Genomic DNA, 16,649 nt, shown 5'->3' with positions numbered 1-16,649 from the left:
GTTATTTCTTGCAATCTGCCATTTATATAAAAAGCGGCTTCTAAACTAAAATCCTAATTTAGGAGTTGCTTTTTTTCGTGAACTTGTAGGAAATTAAATCAGCCGAGAATATTTTTCATGAATGGAATTTTAGTTGACTAAAATAACGATTTTTAATGAGCGCAAATGTTATGGTATCATTAATTCATTACGACTATCATTAATTATATTAAATGATTATTTTTGTGGGAGGAATTATCATTGACAGTTCATATTACTAACCTTTATGGGCAAAGCTTTCAAAGTACTGCCCAAATTGCTCAAAATCAAATTGCCAAGATTGGGCGCGAACTTGGCTTTAATGAACTTGGGATCTATAGCTATAACTGGCCAGATGAACCATCAGTTGCTTTAGATACTCGATTTGATGGCATTATCGCTTCCGTATCTAATAATGATACAGTTATTTTTCAATCACCAACTTGGAATTCAATCGAGTGGGATCAAGCCTTCATTGATCACCTGGCTCCTTATAATGTTAAAAAAATTATTTTTATTCATGATATTATTCCATTAATGTTTGAATCAAACCGTTACTTATTGCCACAATTTATTGACTACTATAATAAAGCTGATTTAATTATTGCACCTTCTCAGCCAATGGTCGATTTCCTCCGTGCAAATGGTTTGACGGTGGAAAAAGTGGTGCTGCAGCATATGTGGGATCATTGTGCTAGCGTCGATTTTACGGTAACGCCACAAAATACAGGGGTAATTAATTTAGCTGGTAACCTTGAGAAGTTCCAATTGGTCGGTCATTGGCATTACCCGGATAATCCCTTATATGCCTTTGCTAAGGTGATTGATGTTGAACCGACAGATAATATTAAGTTTATGGGCTGGCAATCAGATCCTGTCTTACTGTCAAAACTCCGGCATAATGGTGGCTTTGGTTTAGTATGGTCAAATGAGCCATATTGTAAAAACTACATGCATTTGAACGCTAACCATAAACTAAGTACTTACTTGGCAGCTGGCTTGCCGGTTATTGTTAATGAAAATATCGCAGAGAGTGGAACAATATTACGCAAAGGCTTAGGAATTGTAGCTGATAACTTAGATGAAGCTATCGAAAAAGTGCAAGGAATGGACGATCAATCTTACAATGAAATGGTCCAACGAGTAGATGACTTTGCACGCTTGATTCGGGAAGGCTACTTTGCTAAAAAAGCATTAACAGAAGCAGTATTTAAATTATATTATCAATAAAAAAGCTGATGAGGGAAAAGTGACACAGAAAATACAATTAAATAATTTATTAAAACGATTAGGAACTACATTCTTTATTTTAATCATTTATATTTTAGGCTGTACGATTTCATTGCCATTAGTTAACATTTCGACAACCTTTCGTCGGGTATTAGCTAATAGTTCTCTAGGAATCATGAGTTTTATGAGTGGGGGTAACTTACAACGCTTATCGTTATTTTCAGTTGGATTGAACCCATTAATGATTTCAATGATGATTATTCAGTTATTAACGATGATGCGATTATTCTATTTTGATACATTTTCGATAAAACAAACGATGAGAATACAGCAATGGTTAACTTTAATTTTTGCAATTATTCAATCGTTAGCTCTTACTTTAATGCTAAACCTTACGACAAATTTGCTTACGAGCTTGGCGGTAACATTAATGTTAACTGCTGGAAGCCTATTTGTAGTATGGTTAGGAAATATGAATACTCGGTTTGGTATTGGTGGAACAATAACGATTATCCTTTTTAACATTATTTCTGGTACTCTTCCTAATTCATTATCGTCAATTGGGAAAATAGTGGGCCAGTCTTACGGGATTCTTTGGTTGGCATTAATTGTGCTCGCAAGTTTTGGTCTTTTAATTTTTTGGATTTCTTTTAATCGTGCTTATTATCCAATTAAGATGGTCGATACAATGATGAGCAGTCATGATAAGCCGATTATTCTTCCACTAGGACTCAATATGGGGGCAATGATGACTTACATGGTTGGAATGTCATTGTTAATGATTCCAACTCTATTAGCAAATATTTTAGGTCCACAGTCTTTATTTGCTAACCCCTATTTTGAAATTGTACTTAGTGGAATATTAGCTTTTGCACTATTTTACTTCTTTACATTTGTACAATTTGACCCTAAAGAACAGGCCAAAACAATGTTACATAATAATAATTACATTATTGGTATTCGTCCTGGTGAACCGACAAAAAAATATTTACAACATCTAGTAATTCACGTATCTTTTTTGGGAGCGCTTTTGAATGCTATCCAGTTAAGCTTTGGTTTATTAGGTTCTCGTATTCTTGGAAATTTTGCTGGATTAGCAATTTTGCCAATGAATATTATAATGATTGTAATGTTTATGCAGGGAATAAAAGATCAATTATTAATGTTATTGTTCCCATTAAGATATGCACGTTTAATTAAGGATGAGTGATTATGGATTATTTAGTTCCTGCTTGGCATGAGTTGCTAGAAGATTGGGTTTATACGATCCCTAAACTTGAATTTGATGATGCAGTTAGTCACATCAAAGTATTTCAAACAAATCAAAAACCCTTTTCGCTAATAATTACTGATTATCAACCACAATTATCGACAAAATTAAACCAATTAACGATCTCACCAACGCAAATCTTTAGTACTTTTGATTATCTACAAGGGGTTCATCATGTTGATAGTCAAATTATTGATTACCGTGATTTTAATTGGCCAACTGGAGCTTACTATAACTTTACAAACTTTCGAGTAATCGTTATGGTCAAAGAAAATCCTTATGCCAAAGTAACTTTTGATACACAAGGTAAAATTCTATGGGTTGACTATCTGGAAAAGGATAAAATAAGTCGACGATTGTTACTTGATAGTCGCGGTTTTGTTTCGCGAGAAGAATTATTTGAAAATGGTCAGCCATATCAATATATTTATTATGATGAACAGGGATATTGGCGCTTTAAACACGATGTAAAATCTGATCGGGTTGAAATTAATAAGCGCTTTTCAGAATTAACAGATTACTTACATTATGAGCATTTAAATGATTTACTCGAGGAAATTATTACTAAGTATGTGTTGAGCAAATTTGATATAAACCAAGATAATTTAATTGTCACGCTGGATGATCAGGCAGTGATCGATCAAAAAACTTATCTGCCTTATCAGCCCATCTTTTCTTTGAGTCGTTGGCATAGGTATCATGAAAGTCTTGATGAACTTAAAAGCCAAGAATTAAATTTGGTTGCGGATAATAATGAAACAAAGAATAATATAAAGAAACAATCTAATATAGATGCAACAATAATTCCACTGTTTCAGTCTCGTTTTAATTTGGGTCATAGTCAACGCTCAGATCAAGAACAAATAGGGCTTTTTATTGAGTCAATGACAAAAGATGAGGTTGATAAGGTATTGGAATTACTTTATCAGCGATTATTAAAGTCACCTGATGCAATAGCATTGACGGTAATGAGCTACAGTACTGAAAAATTACAACAAGCTCAACAAGCTCTTGAAAATTTAAAACAGACTCATCAGGGTGAGTTTATATTAGCTAGCGAGGAACAAAATGAAGTTGAAGAAATTTTAACGAAGCAAATTGGTATTCCTAAACTAACTATTGATACAAAAAGAATTAGCACTCCTGCTGAAGCTGGGCGGCAATTAGACTCTTTACGGATCTTAATTAACTGGGGAAACCAATTGGACGAATTCTTACAGATTTCGGCTATTAGCACAGGAATCCCGCAAATCTATCGGCAACCAAATAGTCAAATTAAAAACTACCAAAATGGTTTAATTTGTCCGCAAATTTCTGATATCAATAAGGGATTAAACTATTATTTAGGTAATCTCAAACATTGGAATGAAGCCCTTATTTATAATGTTCAATTGATGAATCAATTATCAGCGGCAGAATTACAAAAGAAGTGGGAAAAAGTTTTAACGAAGTGAGGTGAATCTTCATGAATGTCTTACAGTTAGGCGCACAAAACTGGGCAGATAAATATAAAATTCCAAATGAAATAACATGGAATTATAATACCTATCCTCAGGTGGGGATAAAACGATTTGATTTAGTGATAATTACAGAAGGCGTCCAGTTAGAAGATAATTTGTGGAGTAAGCTTCAATGGCAAGTCCCTCCTTATTGTGTTTTGTACTCTCCGTTTGCTGAAAGGGACCTTAATGAAGCCGGTTTAAATTTTATTAAATGTCAAGAAGCACGTCAGATTGTTGAAGAACCGCAAGAATTAATTAATCAATTGCCGATCAGATTTTTTCAGGGACAGTCTGGAATTCGGTTTGCACCAACTAAATTATTATTAAATGATCCAGTAGGAACATTTGTAGACGATGGTCATCTTACGTTAAAAATTGAAGCTGATGAATGGACTAATTTAGGTAGTTACCAGCAAAATGTTTATATTGATCCTCAACGGTTACTTAAATTTAGTCTTGAATATAGTCAAAAAAGCAATATTAAAGTCCGTTTACGGGTTTTTGTTCATCCGAGTGATGGGGATGGTAACTCTAAGGACCAATATCTTCTTGATTTTTCTAGGAATAATGAAGAACAAGAACTACCAATTGGGTTAGAAGATGCTCCACGATTTGCTAGTGTTAGTGTTGAGGTTCTTGGAAAAGGAAAATTAACATTAGGGACTTTGCATGCACGTTGGTCACGACGAGATTATGGTGAATTTCTTGCAGGTGGTAAACGACTTATTGCTCCAGTAAATGGCGAAGATATTCCTTATTACTTTAATCCGGGTGATTTACGGCCGCCATTACATGTTTATTTTTCTGGAGCACGTGGTTTAGAGGGATTTGAAGCATATCCTCTATTTAGGAGTAATCATACTCCAGCCTTACTGTTTACGGATCCGCGCTTAGCAGTGGGACAGTTTTACACCGGTGAGGCAATTGAAAGTCAGATCAAGGACACGATTATTGTAACATTGAAGAAATTAGGATTTGATCGTCAACAATTAGTATTGAATGGGATTTCAATGGGAACATATCCGGCAATTAAACTTGGAGCTCAATTATCTCCTTATGCAATTAACGTTGCCAAACCAACTGTTAATTTAGGACAAGTTGCTTTACGAGCCCGTCTAGAACGACCAGACGAATTTGATACAATCTTTGATATCGATCGGCAACTGGTAGCGTCTTTAACTTCTGAGCAACTTGAACAATTAGATATGGATTTTTGGAATTTAATGAATCAAAATGACTTAACTAAGACGCGGATATATGTTGGGTATATGAAAAATGATGATTATGATAATTTGGCAATGAAAAAAATGCAGGAAAATTCAGCTATTCAAAGTGCTCAACTATTTGTTAGTAAAGGATTTCCTGGACGCCATAATGATAATCGTGAAGTTGTTCAATGGTTTGTTAGCCGGCTTACAGAAATAAATAATGCTTTTGGACGAGGAGAATAAAAATGCAGCAGTTTATTAATCAAGGATATTGGGAATCGTCAAATGCCTATTCTGCGGGTTCAGATATTAAAATAAATTCTGATTATAGCGTTTTATTTCATAACTCGCTCATGGCACCAGGAAAAGTAATTATGAGTTGGAATTCTGTAAATTCATATCAGGCAACTAAATTGGTCCCGCAATTACCAATTCTCCGCAATAATCATAAATACCGTTTAAGTGTAAATGCAAAGGCAGCGCCGATTTACTCATTAATTATTCGGTTGACCTTTTTTGACGCGCAGGAACATGAAATTGATCATGTCGAATTTCAGCAACGGTCAATTGAATTTGTTTATCCCCCCGAAGCTGTGCAGTATCGACTAGAATTGATTAATAATGGACTTACTGATTTAACTTTCCAACGGTTTGAAATTTGTGATGCAGATCTTCCAGTCAGCGTTCATGAGGATGTTTGGTTTCATGAACCAATAAATGAAGATGTAAAAGGAAAGCTTAATCTGCTTTTAATTGCTGACAATAAAAGGGTTCGCAAAACATATCCAGATTTAAAAAAGTATGAAGATTATAAAATGCAGCCGATTAGTGTTGCATGGCAATCATCAGCTGATGTAGTAGCGATTTTAAAGCAATGGTTGATTTCGAATCGAATCTATGATGCCAATGTTATTAGTACTAATCCGAAGTTAGATCAAGTAGTATTGGAATTAAAGATGGAACTTTCCACCATCAATGCAGTCGTTACTAATCAGACTGACCCGAAATCGCAAATTGCCGATGTGATTTATCCATTACTGCCACCTACTACTTGGAGTTCCCCAGTATTGGTTAATCCAGACTGGCCAATTATCTTTTCGGTCATTCAAGAAATAAATTCAAAAGAGGGATAAGATATGACGTACCCCAATTTTAGGTTACAAAAAGTAAAACATACCCTTGCTAAAGTAAATGCATTAACCGCTGAAATGCGAGGGATGAGCGATGAAGAGCTTAAACATCAAACTGTTCTATTAAAAAAAGAATTAGCTAATGGTAAAACAGTTGATGATATCTTACCACGGGCATTTGCGACCATTCGGGAAGCGGACTACCGGATTTTAGGAATGTTTCCATATGATGTGCAAGTTATGGGGGCGATTGTCTTAAATCAAGGTAATATTGCGGAAATGAAAACTGGGGAAGGTAAAACTTTAACAGCGACAATGCCTCTTTACCTAAATGCGTTAACTGGTAAAGGAGCGATGCTATTAACACCTAATGGTTATCTTGCCCAACGTGATAAAGAGCAATTGCAGCCAGTCTATGAGTGGTTAGGGTTAACAGTAAGTCTTGGCTTTACAAATAGTGATCAGAAACCATTACCACAAGTAAAAAGAGAATGGTATAACTCTGACATTGTTTATACGACAGCTAGTAGTCTGGCATTTGATTACTTATTTAATAATTTAGCAACACGTATTGATGACCAATATTTACGACCATTTAACTATGTAATCATCGATGAAGTTGACGCAATTTTACTTGATGAGGCAACTTCACCTTTTGTGGTATCAAGTACTCCCATGGTTCAATCAAATTTATATCGGTTGACAGATGATTTTATTCACACTCTCCAACCCGAAATTGATTATAAACTGAATGAAGATCGAACCGCAGTCTGGCTTACATTACATGGAATTAGACAAGCACAGCGCTTTTTTCGTATTACTGATCTATTTACAAATAGGTATCGGGAAGTATATCGTCATATTATCCTTGCCCTACGTGCTCATTTTATTATGGAAAATGGTCATGATTATTTAGTTAGCGAAGGGAAAGTTGTTTTACTTGATGAGGCAAATGGTCGGTTAAAAAGAGGGGTAAAGGTCAGTACAGGGTTGCATCAAGCAATTGAGGCAAAAGAACAGGTTGATCTTACTCCTAACCAACAAGTAGCGGCTTCAATTACCTTTCCTAGTTTGTTTGGTTTATTTAACAAAATTGCTGGAATGAGCGGAACTGTCAAAAGTGATGAGCAAGAATTCTTTGAAGTGTATAAGATGCGAGTTATTCAGATTCCGACTCGGAAAAAGGTAATCCGTCGAGATTATCCAGAGCAAATTTATTTAACAACTCGTCAAAAGTTAATACATGCCCTTGATGAGACAATTGAGCTTCATAAAGCAGGGCGTCCGGTTTTATTAGTGGCTGGTTCGGTAGAAAATTCAGAAATAATTTCTGAATTATTGTTGGATCAAGGAATTCCTCATAATGTCTTGAATGCTTTTAATGTTGCAAGAGAAGCTGATATTGTAAAAGATGCCGGACAAAGAGGAGCGGTGACTGTTGCTACCAATATGGCTGGCCGAGGAACTGACATCAAACTCGGAGCTGGAGTCAAAGAATTAGGCGGCCTTGCAGTTATTGGTACTGAGATGTTACCAACGCGAGTGAAATTACAACTTGCTGGACGAGCAGGACGTCAGGGTGATCCGGGCTCAAGTAAATTTTATATTTCTCTAGAAGATAGCTACCTTGCTAAGAACAGTACCAAACGGTTCAAAAATTATTATCGTCAATTACAAAAGAAAAAGACTGATAAACAGTTACGTAGTCCGCGTTTAAAAATGAGTATAGCAATGCTTAATGACCGGGTAGCTGCTAATCAGCAAATGGCACGCAGCAATGTCAATAAGAATGAAATTGCATTAAAAATTCAGCGTAAGTATCTTTATGATCGGCGTGACCAGTTAATGAGAACAGCACATTTAGAAACAGAAGTTGGAAAATGGTTAAGCAGAGGGATTTCTCTTTACCTTGATAAAAAAGTAAAATGGAATGCCCTAGAATTACGACATTTAATGAATCAACATTTTACTTATGATGTTGTGGATTTGCCGGATAATCTAGAATTAGACCACAAAAAAATACAAAAATATTTAGAGCAATTTTGTCAAAAAGAGCTAGAACAGAAAGCTAAAGTATTAATTAATAGCGAACAATTAAATCAGTTTTATCGTTCAGCTTTATTAAATGCGCTTGATAGTAGCTGGACTGACCAGATGGCTTATTTATCGAAACTATCAGTTATCGTTCAGCCATGGACAACAGCACAACGGGATCCTAAGTTTATGTACCAAGAAAAAGCTTATCAAGCATTTGAAAAAATGTTTGATACTGTCGCCAAAAAAGTAGTTGATAACTTAATGCTAAGTACTATTAGATTAAATAAAGATAATAATTTAATTGTTCATTTTAATTAATGATGGAGGAAAGTATGACTGTATATAATATTAATTTAGGAATTGGCTGGGCCAGTAGTGGTGTCGAGTATGCTCAGTCATATCGTGCACAAGCATTTCGTAATCTTAACATTTCAGCAAAGTTTGTTTTTTCGGACTTGATTTTAGGAAATAATATTGCCGATCTAACTGCTAATCTAGGTTTTAATGCTGATCAGATTATTTGGCTTTACAACTTTTTTACTGATATTAAAATTGCTCCCTCAACCTTTTTACTCGATACTTTTGTTGAGCAGAATCATCTTGAGCAGCGAAATTTTAGCCTTCTGCCCAATAATGGCACGAAAGAGTTGCAATACAAATCTGAAGAAGAAAAATTAACGATCGTGCCACGCTATAACGATCGAGAGAAACAGACGATTGATCAGGTTACTTATATTTTTAACAATCGACTAATTAAACGTGATTTCTATTCGTATACAAAATATGCCACAGAATATTATTCTGGAGAAGAAAAGGATAATCAGGTTGTTTTTCGAGAATTTTATAATGAAAATGGGACGATTGCGTATACTCAACACTTAGATGGGGATGGTCACGAATTATTTGAATTTCCTGATCAAAATTATTATTCAAAAACTGATCTTTATCGTGAAATGCTTCGGAAATTTAATTTTAAAGCTGATGATATAATTATTCTTGATCGAATGGATGAAGATAAGCGGTTAGTTAATGGCCAATTGGTTTTTGAACATCATTTACCAGCAAAACTGGTTATCCCTGTTCATGCTGACCACTACGACAAGCATTATACAAATGATCATCAAGTATTATGGAATAATTTTTATGAATATCAATTCATGCATTATCAAGATGTAGCTGCTTATGTCGTTGCGACTGATCGACAACGTGATTTGCTAGCTAGTCAGCAAAAGCATTTCAACCACGCTAAACCACAAATTAATACTATCCCGGTTGGTAGTTTGGAACACTTGGTAAAGCCAAAAGGGACCCGTAAAAAACATTCTTTAATTACTGCTTCTCGATTAGCCAACGAAAAACATATTGATTGGGTTATTGAAGCAACCGTTGCGGCACATAAAATAGTTTCGGACCTAACCTTGGATATTTACGGCGAGGGTGGTGAACGGAGTCGGTTGCAAAACTTAATCACAAAAAATAATGCTGATTCTTATATTAAATTAATGGGGCAACATGATCTAAAGGATGTTTATCAAAAGTATGAGACATATATTGCGGGTTCAACTAGTGAAGGTTTTGGATTAAGCTTAATGGAAGCAGTGGGTTCAGGTTTATCGATGATTGGTTTTGATGTTCCCTATGGTAATCAGACTTTCATTGTAGATCAACAAAATGGTTATTTATTGCCATATACTGAAGATTGGAGTAATTCACGTAAAGAACAATTACTAGCTGATGCTATTGTTAAAAACTTTACTGAAGCCGACTTAACATCTTTCCATGAAAAATCATATTCATTAGCTGAGTCGTATTTGACTAAGAATGTTGCTAAACAATGGCAGCAATTGATAGGAGAGTTACAGCATGCTTAATTTATTTGATAACTTTAATCAAGCTTCATTTGATTTTCTTCGCTCTCAACGAACTGCTCAGATTAAAATCCCAACGGTAGTAATTAATGATGATGGATTCTTACCACCCGAAGTTGAGTCACCGATCAAGTATTGGGGTAACTATAACGTAAACAAAAAGCCCTTATATTTTGACCATCTTTCCTTACCACGTTACTGGCGGATTTTGAGCACAGCAGCCCAGGGGCAGATATATGATCTTGATAAGAAACGGGCAGATATTATATACCAAGCTACTGATAATACTCGTCAAGTAAAAGAAGTTCGTTGGTTGAATAATAATGGTAAAGTTAGCTGGATTGACAATTATAATTGTTATGGTTATCGTTTTGCCCAAACTTATTATCGAAACGAACAGCCAGCATGGCGAAAATATTATGATAAAAAGAACCGTGTTTTTCTTGAATGGAATCTTATTGCTGGTGATTTATTTTTAGCTGTTGATGGGGGGTACCATTTTCCGTCATTAATTGAACTTGTTAAATATTATCTTCAGACTCGTCACTTTAAGCTTGATCATATTTTTTATAATACTTTAAACCAAGGGTTAAGTGTTTCGCTGAACTTACCTGCAGATGGTAGTGATACTTTATTTTGGCATGAACCGCTAAGTGGGGATGAATTACCGGGTAACATGAAATTCTTAATGGAAAATAGTACACGGACCAAACATATTATTTTTCAACGATACACTGATTGGCAACGAATTGGCGCTAACCTAAAAAATAATCACGTTGACTTTGGATTCCTCGGGACTATCTACCCGCATCCACGGGCTAATCAGTTACGCCCGCAAGCTTTGATTCTTACTAATTCGGATGAGATAGTTGAATTATCAACTCTTATCAAAAATTTGCCTAACATTAAGTTTCATATTGCAGCTGTTACTGAGATGTCGGGTAAATTATTAGCTTATCAACAATATGAAAATGTCGAATTATATCCTAATGTTAGTTCTGCACGGGTTAAACAATTGATTGCAGATTGTGACATTTATTTAGATATTAATCGTCAAAATGAAATTTTGGATGCTGTTCGTGGCGCTTTTGAGCAAAATATGCTAATTGTTGGTTTCGATGAAACGCTCCACGAACCACAATTCGTTACTCCTCAGAACATGTTTAAAGTAAACGAGGCCCAGAAAATGAGTAAACATATTATGGCAGCCTTGCTAAAGCCGGCATTGATGAAAGAGCTTATCGATACGCAGCGTCAACTAGCTAGTGAGGTTAGTGTACAAGATTACCAAAGAATGATTGGAGCCTTGCAAAGTGAATAAAAAAGAAGATCATGATCAACCACAATCGCTTATTCAACAAGATGCTTTGAAACGTTTAGAAAAAGTAGAAGAAGAAAAGCGACAACCTTATAAAAAGAAAAAAGAGCCAATTAACTTTCGTTCCGTCTTAATGACTTTACTTTTAATTTTAGTTGTTGGAATGATGTTAATAGGATATTTTATTCGTTAGTAGTAAAAAGATCAAGAAGCGAAAATTTGCTTTTTGATCTTTTTAAGTACTTTTAATATCGATGTGGGTGCAATTACGCTTATTAGATGTTAAATGGTAAGCAGTCAATAACAGTACGTCTAGCTCTAGCTACCCTGTATCTCCTATACTGAGACTATCATCAGTAAGGAGATTTTTATGTATGACAGAACAAAATGAAATTATTACCCCAGTTTTCAAAAATAAAGCAAGTGATTTTAAGAAGCATGTTTTTACGGCACTCCCTGCCGTAAAAATCAATGTAAATGAAGTCGAATTAACTATTTTTAAGGGAACTAATTCTATTTTAGCTTCAGATATCACCCAAGTGGTTATTCGTTATGCTCGTTAATTGGCATGATCCAGATTATATCTATTTAGTCTGTGGGAAAACCGACATGCGAAAGGGCATTGATGGGCTCGTAATGGTGATTGCCGAAAACTATGGACTAGAATTACGTACAATACCCTTTAGGGTTGACACTTTAAATAATAAAAGTGCCAATTCTAGGGGGTGTTTTGTAAGCAGTCAATAACAGTACGAATTGAAAAAATCAGGGGCATGAGCTACCGAAAGTGGTAATTCATGTCCCCGTTTTTATTTATGGCATTCTGTTTGGACTTTTTTTGACCATGGTAAATAAGCCTCAAGTCCTTCGTCCTTGCGGTTTGGTAAGTGATCAAAAAGATACTTAAAGTATTTGTAGATATTTAAATGGTTCTGGTTTGCAGTTGCCACCAAAGTATAGAAAATGGCATTTGCCTAAGCTCCGGCAGTACTTTTCGCAAATAAACTATTCTTTCGAATAAGAGTTGATGGACGAATCGCTTGTTCAACAGGATTATTTGTTAATGGTACTCGGCCGTCTTCAAAAATTCGATACACTCGTGTTTTTAACTTTAAAGCATTGTTAATGGCGGCTCTTAAACGTCTTTGAGGAAAATTAATGTTTTCTAAATAGGCATAGAGCTTCTCCATCAAGGGTTTTACGTGCAACCGACGTTGCACTAGCTTTTCCTTATGAGTGTGATATGCTAATTGTTTCTCTTCGTGAAAAACTGGTCGCATTAGTTGTAAAACTTGGTATGCTTTGGAATTCTTCAATTGCTCCTTATTCAATAAACATGTAATGTGATAAAATTCACGTCGAATATGAACTAAACATGACCCAAATTTTGCCTGGGGATATAATCGATCACTATATCCACCATAGCCATCACACATAATCACTCCACTATATTGCTGACCAAGAATTTGTCCAATAGTTTTGCCTGCTCGGGTATTATAGTAATGAAACATGGTAATTTGATGTTTACTGAATTCTTTCGTTGATCGCGTTACCCAAAAATAGCCATTTCCATTAGATTCATCAATTACTTTAAATGGTGTTTCATCCATATGAATTACCGGTTCTGTTTTAACTAATCCTTGTAAATAATCATACAGTGGTTCAAGGTAAGTTTGACTAACTTTAATGATGTTCGCTGCCAATAGTCGGGCATCAACGTGTAAGCCGATGGCTTGCCAAAGCTTAATTTGACGATGAAACGGTAATGCAAGATTAAACTTCAATTCTGCTACTTTTGCTAAAATAGTACTCGAAAAGTAACTATGCGGTAAAAGACTTTGGGGCATCTCGCTACTAATTAATACCTCGCTACCATTAGAATTAATACACTCATCACACTTATATGTTTCTTGAATCAAGTTCACACAATATAATTCAGCTGGCTTTAACCGAGCTTCTCGACTATAAATGTGTTGACCTATTCTTTTCATTAATTGATGACAGTGTGGGCAGTTAGTATCTTTTAATGGAATAACTTCTTCAACCTGTGGTAAACCATCTAAAAAAGTGGTCCGCTGACCAGATTGTTTTGCTTTCCGGTGACGCACCACTTGCTTTATTTTCTTTTCAGTCACTTCCGTGACTGAAATATCAGGATCTTGAAGTTGATCCATTTCTTGCTCACTAAATAATGATTGTTGTCCATTCACTACGGACTCCATTATTTCAGTTTTTTTCCCAAATATTTGGTTCTTTTGAAGTTTGATAATAGCTGTTAATTGAGCAATCTTTTCATTGGCCATAGCTAATTGCTGTTTAAGTTCTTTGATTTGTTCTTCCGCTGTTTGCTTCATGGTACGTCACCTCCTTTGAATTATTCTTTGGTAATTATATCAAAGAATTCTTCTTTTAAATAGAAGTAACTCAATAAAAGCTTCCCGGCCGAGCAGCTTGAATTTTACGAATTGGGAATGGATTCAGTCCTTGCAATAACCAGTCGAGCTGTTGAGCGGATAATTTTTTTGCTTCATTACTGTTTCTCGGCCAACTAAGTCGGCCATTTTCAAACCGTTTATAGAGCATAATAAAGCCCTCACCATCCCAAAACAATCCTTTAAAGCGATCATTACGTCCACCGCAAAATAAGAAAAGCGAATTATTATATAAATCCAATCCATAGTTTTCGGCAATCACCATTACGAGCCCATCAATGCCCTTTCGCATGTCGGTTTTTCCGCAGACTAAATAGATATGATGTGGATCATGCCAATTAACGAGCATAACGAATAACCACTTTAGCGATATCTGAAGCCAAAATAGAATTAGTTCCCTTAAAAATAGTTAATTCGACTTCATTTACATTGATTTTTACGGCAGGGCGTGCCGTAAAAACATGCTTCTTAAAATCACTTGCTTTATTTTTGAAAACCGGGGTAATAATTTCATTTTGTTCTGTCATACATAAAAATCTCCTTACTGATGATAGTCTCAGTATAGGAGATTCGGGGTAGCTAGGGCTAGACGTACTGTTATTGACTGCTTACGTTAAATGAAGTTATCGAATGATTACAGCTGCCCTTTATTACATAAGAGAGGAAGATGAAATTAATACTTCTATTTTGAGGAAAAAGAGGTGTATAATCGATGATGATAAATAATAACTTTGCTTATCAGCAGATTGATACATACACTGATGATATATAGAGGGGTGGGTTATCTATGGCAAAAAACAATAAAGAACAAGAAGACAAAAGTAAAGTAAAATTATATAAAACTAAACATGGATGGTTTAGTGCGTTAACACGTTTCTTTAAAATATTTGCGTTTAGATCAAAGAGAGAAGTTAAGACAACTGATTTTAATGATTTAGACTCACTAAAGAATATGCATAATTCTGACACGGCGGATGCCTATAAAAAGGGGGCAGCAACAGTTGCAACCTTACTCGGAATTGGAGCAACTGGAGCAGCTAATCCAACAAAAGCTCATGCAGCTACTACTACCGTTGACCAAAGTTCTCAAGTAATTGGTTCTGGCTTAACATCTACTAGTACTTCAGTATCAAATAGTACATCGACTAGTCAATCGAATACTTCTACAAGTGAATCAACAACTAGTACCTCAAATGTTAGTTCTGGCTCAACATCAAGTAGTACCTCAACCAGCGAATCAAATACCTCTACAAGTGAATCGACAACTAGTACTTCAAATGTTAGCTCTGGTTCAATATCGACTAGCACTTCCGCTGCATCTTCACAATCAGCATCCACGAGTACGTCAGATACCAGTGCCAGCTTGTCTGAATCGTTGAGCACGTCAACGGCAAGTCAGGCACAAAGCAGCACTTCCACGTCAACATCAACGACAAACGATTTGACGGCTTCGCAAACGGTTACTAAAGCTCGGGCGCTGACGTTGCGGCTGTTTGCTGCATTGAATACGACGGCCAACACGTATGGCACGCCAATCATCAGCAGCAATGGCCTGTCAGTAACGTATTACGGTAAAGGGACGGATAGTGTATCCAATAATCCTATTTACTACATCGTTAAAGTTACCAACAATTTGAATGGAACGGTTTCCTTTACTATTACATACACGCTAAAGGATCCGATTACCGGAGAAATTTCAGCTGGTCCATCATCGAGATCCGATGTTTACCACTTTGGTAACGGTATTTACGCGAAGACTCCCACTTTCAATATGGGAAGCGGCTACTCAAATGGAACGCTTACTTCAGTAGTAACGCTGGATGCAAACGGTAATACTGTCTATAACATGACAAGGGGCGTATATTTGTACAATACGAGTGGTAATTCTTATGACTTCTACGATCTTGATGTCCAAGGAGAGGGATTAACCTACCAAAACATTAATAGTAGCACCCGATACAATAATTACGGAAAAAACAAAGTAATTTCAGAACAGATTACGGTTACTTTTAATTATAATGAATCATCGAGTAATCTGAATTATACGATTGCGCCTTACGTTTCCTATACTAACAGCTTAAATGAAGGAAATTACTTTACGAATTCTGTTTCTGGTACGGAGCCAAGCAAGTCTAACAGTACTTCAGTGTCACAATCGACCAGCAAGCAGCAAAGTACTAGTGCTTCACGGTCGACCTCAAATAGTCAGTCGGTTTCAACCAGCAAGCAGGTTAGTCAATCCAATTCTCAGAGTATCTCGGCTAGCCAAGCAGCTTCGATGAGTTTGTCACAAAGCGCAAGTAAGTCCGCTTCAATCAGTGCATCTCAGAGTGCAAGCAAATCGGCATCAGCAAGTGCGAGTCAGTCCGCATCAACTAGTGCATCTCAAAGTGCGAGTGAATCAGCCTCAACTAGTGCATCACTGAGTGCAAGCGAAAGCACATCAGCTTCAGTAAGTGCAAGTGAATCAACCTCCGCCTCAGTGAGTGCGAGCGAAAGCACGTCCGCTTCGGTAAGTGCAAGTGAATCAACATCAGCTTCAGTAAGTGCCAGTGAAAGTACTTCAGCTTCGGTAAGCGCGAGCGAAAGTATCTCCGCCTCCGTGAGTGCAAGTGAAAGCACATCAGCTTCAGTAA

14 protein-coding genes and 1 pseudogene are annotated in these 16,649 nt (G+C 36.1%); 12 read left to right on the top strand and 3 right to left on the bottom strand.

Annotated features, from left to right (window positions below; all coding sequences use genetic code 11):
• The first annotated feature begins 240 nt into the window (after positions 1-240).
• The 11 genes from AACL61_RS05575 to tnpB (AACL61_RS09925) all read left to right on the top strand — a co-directional run bounded on the left by AACL61_RS05575 (position 241) and on the right by tnpB (AACL61_RS09925) (position 12,328).
• Complete coding sequence (locus tag AACL61_RS05575; RefSeq protein ID WP_339111107.1) at positions 241-1,248, top strand: sugar transferase; 1,008 nt, start codon at positions 241-243, stop codon at positions 1,246-1,248.
• 19 nt (positions 1,249-1,267) lie between these two features.
• Positions 1,268-2,458 (top strand): accessory Sec system protein translocase subunit SecY2, encoded by a 1,191-nt coding sequence (secY2, locus tag AACL61_RS05570; protein WP_339111106.1) that lies wholly within the window; start codon positions 1,268-1,270, stop codon positions 2,456-2,458.
• Between the two features lie 2 nt (positions 2,459-2,460).
• Positions 2,461-3,972 (top strand): accessory Sec system protein Asp1, encoded by a 1,512-nt coding sequence (gene asp1 / locus AACL61_RS05565; RefSeq protein WP_339111105.1) that lies wholly within the window; start codon positions 2,461-2,463, stop codon positions 3,970-3,972.
• An 11-nt stretch (positions 3,973-3,983) separates the two neighbouring features.
• Positions 3,984-5,471: an accessory Sec system protein Asp2 gene (gene asp2, locus AACL61_RS05560; protein WP_339111104.1), complete on the top strand. Its 1,488-nt coding sequence runs from the start codon at positions 3,984-3,986 to the stop codon at positions 5,469-5,471.
• Between the two features lie 2 nt (positions 5,472-5,473).
• Positions 5,474-6,361, top strand: a complete 888-nt coding sequence (gene asp3 / locus AACL61_RS05555) for an accessory Sec system protein Asp3 (protein WP_339111103.1) — start codon at positions 5,474-5,476, stop codon at positions 6,359-6,361.
• A 3-nt stretch (positions 6,362-6,364) separates the two neighbouring features.
• Positions 6,365-8,713: an accessory Sec system translocase SecA2 gene (gene secA2 / locus AACL61_RS05550; RefSeq protein ID WP_102815887.1), complete on the top strand. Its 2,349-nt coding sequence runs from the start codon at positions 6,365-6,367 to the stop codon at positions 8,711-8,713.
• Between the two features lie 14 nt (positions 8,714-8,727).
• Positions 8,728-10,266: an accessory Sec system glycosyltransferase GtfA gene (gene gtfA, locus AACL61_RS05545; RefSeq protein WP_339111102.1), complete on the top strand. Its 1,539-nt coding sequence runs from the start codon at positions 8,728-8,730 to the stop codon at positions 10,264-10,266.
• A complete protein-coding gene (gene gtfB / locus AACL61_RS05540; protein ID WP_339111101.1) occupies positions 10,259-11,584 on the top strand; it encodes an accessory Sec system glycosylation chaperone GtfB in 1,326 nt (441 codons plus the stop codon). The genes gtfA and gtfB overlap by 8 nt, the downstream gene beginning before the upstream one ends.
• Positions 11,577-11,774: a hypothetical protein gene (locus AACL61_RS05535; protein WP_016496748.1), complete on the top strand. Its 198-nt coding sequence runs from the start codon at positions 11,577-11,579 to the stop codon at positions 11,772-11,774. The genes gtfB and AACL61_RS05535 overlap by 8 nt, the downstream gene beginning before the upstream one ends.
• A gap of 181 nt (positions 11,775-11,955) precedes the next feature.
• A complete protein-coding gene (locus tag AACL61_RS05530) occupies positions 11,956-12,144 on the top strand; it encodes a hypothetical protein (protein WP_339111100.1) in 189 nt (62 codons plus the stop codon).
• Entirely contained in the window at positions 12,134-12,328 is a 195-nt protein-coding gene (gene tnpB / locus AACL61_RS09925; protein ID WP_423245878.1) for an IS66 family insertion sequence element accessory protein TnpB, read from the top strand. Before AACL61_RS05530 ends, tnpB (AACL61_RS09925) begins: the two co-directional genes overlap by 11 nt.
• Before the next feature lie 62 nt (positions 12,329-12,390).
• Here tnpB (AACL61_RS09925) and tnpC read toward each other — a convergent pair.
• The 3 genes and pseudogenes from tnpC to AACL61_RS05515 form a co-directional block, all read right to left on the bottom strand.
• Positions 12,391-13,935, bottom strand: a pseudogene (tnpC, locus tag AACL61_RS05525) (IS66 family transposase).
• Positions 13,936-14,005: 70 nt separating this feature from the next.
• Positions 14,006-14,362 carry an IS66 family insertion sequence element accessory protein TnpB gene (tnpB, locus tag AACL61_RS05520; RefSeq protein WP_339111099.1) on the bottom strand — a complete coding sequence of 119 codons (357 nt, stop codon included), beginning with the start codon at positions 14,360-14,362 and terminating at the stop codon, positions 14,006-14,008.
• Complete coding sequence (locus AACL61_RS05515) at positions 14,352-14,540, bottom strand: hypothetical protein (RefSeq protein WP_003667696.1); 189 nt, start codon at positions 14,538-14,540, stop codon at positions 14,352-14,354. Before AACL61_RS05515 ends, tnpB (AACL61_RS05520) begins: the two co-directional genes overlap by 11 nt.
• Before the next feature lie 260 nt (positions 14,541-14,800).
• Between AACL61_RS05515 and AACL61_RS05510 the strand changes: the two genes are divergently transcribed.
• Positions 14,801-16,649: serine-rich glycoprotein adhesin (locus AACL61_RS05510; protein WP_339111098.1), on the top strand; the 1,849-nt coding region annotated here is incomplete at its 3' end.

The organism is Limosilactobacillus reuteri subsp. porcinus (assembly GCF_036621895.1).
GTDB classification, from domain to species: domain Bacteria; phylum Bacillota; class Bacilli; order Lactobacillales; family Lactobacillaceae; genus Limosilactobacillus; species Limosilactobacillus reuteri_J.
The sequence above is the reverse complement of the archived record's forward strand: the minus strand, read 5'-3'. Positions and strand labels throughout refer to the sequence as shown.